The organism is Mycobacterium sp. (assembly GCF_035603715.1).
Taxonomy (GTDB): domain Bacteria; phylum Actinomycetota; class Actinomycetes; order Mycobacteriales; family Mycobacteriaceae; genus Mycobacterium.
Map to the genome: position 1 here is coordinate 1 of NZ_DATNJW010000258.1, position 2,913 is coordinate 2,913.

2 protein-coding genes and 1 pseudogene are annotated in these 2,913 nt (G+C 63.0%); all 3 read right to left on the minus strand.

The window, feature by feature from the left end; genetic code table 11:
* Positions 1 to 34: 34 nt before the first annotated feature.
* Positions 35 to 820, minus strand: coding sequence for a DUF4436 domain-containing protein (locus VN856_RS11025; RefSeq protein ID WP_414686926.1), 786 nt, complete (start codon positions 818 to 820; stop codon positions 35 to 37).
* A 190-nt stretch (positions 821 to 1,010) separates the two neighbouring features.
* On the minus strand, positions 1,011 to 2,267 hold the full coding sequence (locus tag VN856_RS11030; RefSeq protein ID WP_325688884.1) for a cation:proton antiporter: 1,257 nt from the start codon (positions 2,265 to 2,267) through the stop codon (positions 1,011 to 1,013).
* A gap of 302 nt (positions 2,268 to 2,569) precedes the next feature.
* Positions 2,570 to 2,913, minus strand: a pseudogene (locus VN856_RS11035) (hypothetical protein); the annotation flags it as partial.

Below are 2,913 nucleotides of genomic sequence, written 5' to 3' on the forward strand. Positions count from 1 at the left end.
CGGGGTGCGGCGAATCGGTTGTGTGGTGTGCGCCTCAGGACTTGGTTGTAGCACGCCACCAAGCTCCGATATACAGCAGCATCGATACCACCAAAGCCACCAGCACCCACATCACGATGGTGAGATCAATCCAGCTTCCGAACGACGGCGAACCCGGAAGCGCGTTTCTCAGCGGTACCACCGCAAACAGCATGGCGGCGTACCAGGTCGTCATCGGCGACTGAAATCGCCGCGGATCGCGAATGGTCTGAACTGCGACGAACAAGCCGACAGCGGCGATCGCGACGAAGATGCAGAGGATGACGATGGCGAACACCATCGTGCTTGCCGATCGTTGCAAGTCGACTTCGTAGGGCGCCGTCGCACTGGCGTTGTTCACCCGACGCACGTCGGCCTTCCAGCCGGTCAGCCGATCGACGAACGTGATGTTGGCGCGTTCCGGCAGTTGTCCCTCAGCGGTGAACAGCGAAACGGTGATCGGTCCCGTGTAATAGCTGTCGAAGGGCCAACGCTCGACATCGCGAGCCAGAGTGATCGGAACGGGGAAGACGCCGGGCAACATCCCCTTGGACCAGGTCCGTCTGATCGGCGTCGTGGCCGAGGTGACGGCTACCGTGAGGTCTTGCTTGAGACCATCGGTCGCGGGATCCAGCAATTCAGGACCTGGCTTGACGATGAGATCGGCGACGAGCTCGCTGTAGTTGTTGCCAATGCTCACCACGTCCAGCGTCACCGTCGCACCGCTGCCGGTAGGCGCCCCATGAAGTGAAATGCGTTGCGACCCAGCGCCGTCGACATACAAGACAATCGATGTGAGCATCGCGCAGGCAACGACTCCCACCAGCGCGACGACGCGGCGTCTTGCGGCCGTCCACCAGCGGGGAGCACGAACCGACTCCGGGGCCGCTGCCCACGGAGTCGGTTCGTTGCCGTCCCGATCGGTGGTCGCGACGGCATGCTCTTTAGCGCTGCTGACCTCAGTGCTCATGGCGCGAAACAGGACCTCACCGCTAGGCCGCCAGCTCGACTTCGGTGCGCGACGTCTCGGTGTGCGCCCGAGTGCGCGTGACGTTGTTGATCGCGCGGTAGAGCGGGGCCGTCACCGCCGTGGTCACGATCGCAAGTGCACACAACATCGCGAAGGCGTAGGGCCCGATCAGGTGGGCTTGCAGACCGATCGATGCGATGGCCAGTTCGGTGACGCCGCGGCAATTCAGCAGGACGCCGAGCTTTGCTGAAGTGGCGAGTGGCCAGCGTTGCATCCTGCCGGCCACCAGCCCGACGGCGAGCTTCGAACCGAAGGCGGCCATGGTCAGTACAAGCAGGCACACCAGGCTGCCCCACCGGAACAGATCCGCCAGGACTTGCAACGGCACAGACAGCGCGCTGGACACGAAGAACGCCGGAATGAGAATGTCGGCGACCGCGCCCAACGCCCGCTGCGATGCCTCGTTGGCCAGGCCCGCCGGGAAGAACAGACCGGCGAGCACCGCACCGAGGGCCGGGTGCAGACCGAACACCTGCGTTGCTGCCGCGCCAGCCAGTACGTAGGCAAACACCGCCACCACGAACGGAGCTCCCTGGTGGGAGTCCCGGAAAAGGCGCTCAACGATCCGTGGCAGTACGAACATCACGGTGATCAGCAAACCGGCGCCCACACACAGCGCCGGTACGGAGACCGTGCTGAGGTCTCTGGTCACCAGGATCAGTACCGTCACCAGCGCCCAAGCCGCCGCATCGGTCGCGACGGCAATCCGCAGCGCGACACCCGGGATGGGCGCCGCGACAGCAAGGTCCTTCATGATCAGCACGAGGACGGGAACCGCCGTGACGCTGAGCGCCACACCTATGAACATCCAGACATGCATCGGGTTGTGGTCCGGTCCGACCAGTCGGTGTGCGAAGGGAAAAGCCGCAGCCGCGCAGACGATGACCGGAATCAGCACGCAGGGCAGGAGTCGCCACAGCGGTGAGCGTTCGGTTGTTGTCTTGCTGTAGGAGCGCAACTCGACTCCGACCAAGAACAACAGCAACAAGAGGCCGGCTTGACCCACGGCGTCGATTAGCGATTTCGACGTCGGCGAAAGTAACGCGGAATTTACCGAATGCGGACTAATGGCCAGAATGGTGCCGAGTAGGAGTCCAAAGAAAATAACCCCGACTACCGCCGGCTGACGAATCCGCCGAAACAGGTTTCCGATGAATACCGAGCCGACCAAGACCACCGCAAGGACGATTAGTGCTTGCAGCACGTTACCGAGTGGCATCGAGACTCCCTCGCAACCGATTGCGTTCGCTATTCAGCAGGCGTCTAAGCGATTTGGCTTCTGCGAACCACCGGTTGCATAGGTGGTTGCGGCGCACCCTTTGTATATCGACCGGCGCGGCGCTCCGCAACGGCTGCATGCGGGCGAGGGCGTCCCATGATGGATTCTTAACGAAGTGCGGTCAGAATCATGACGCTTTATTGACGGCAGTTGTGGTCGACATCACGGCCGTTTAAAGCGCATCACCGGTATTCCCAAATCCGTGGAAGCCACGGGCGCGTCGACGACTCCGGGTTTCTTTTTCACGCAGTTCTTGCTTGGCGGCTGACGTCGGCGTCTTGCTGCGGTTGAGGTGATTGCTCGACCTCGTCGTCGGGCTCCGGGGCCGCGGCGACGTGCTTGGGCGGCAGGCCCTTGCGCAGGGTTGCCACCAGGTCGCGGTACGGCCCCACCAGGTAGACGGTGTCGCCGCCCCGAAGTCGCCCTTCGTGGTGCGGGCGCAGATCGATCGGGGCGTCCTCTCGGCAGATCGCGATCACGCGTGTTCGGCTCGACAATTTACCCATCTGGACCCCGTCGAGTTCACTGCCGTCGGCGACCAGCATCGCACCCACCATGAACGAACTCTGGCCGATCGAGAAGGTGC

Excerpts from the sequence above, each read along its gene's own strand:
- VN856_RS11025 (WP_414686926.1), bottom strand. The coding sequence starts at position 820 with ATGCTCACATCGATTGTCTTGTATGTCGACGGCGCTGGGTCGCAACGC.
- VN856_RS11030 (WP_325688884.1), bottom strand. The coding sequence starts at position 2,267 with ATGCCACTCGGTAACGTGCTGCAAGCACTAATCGTCCTTGCGGTGGTC.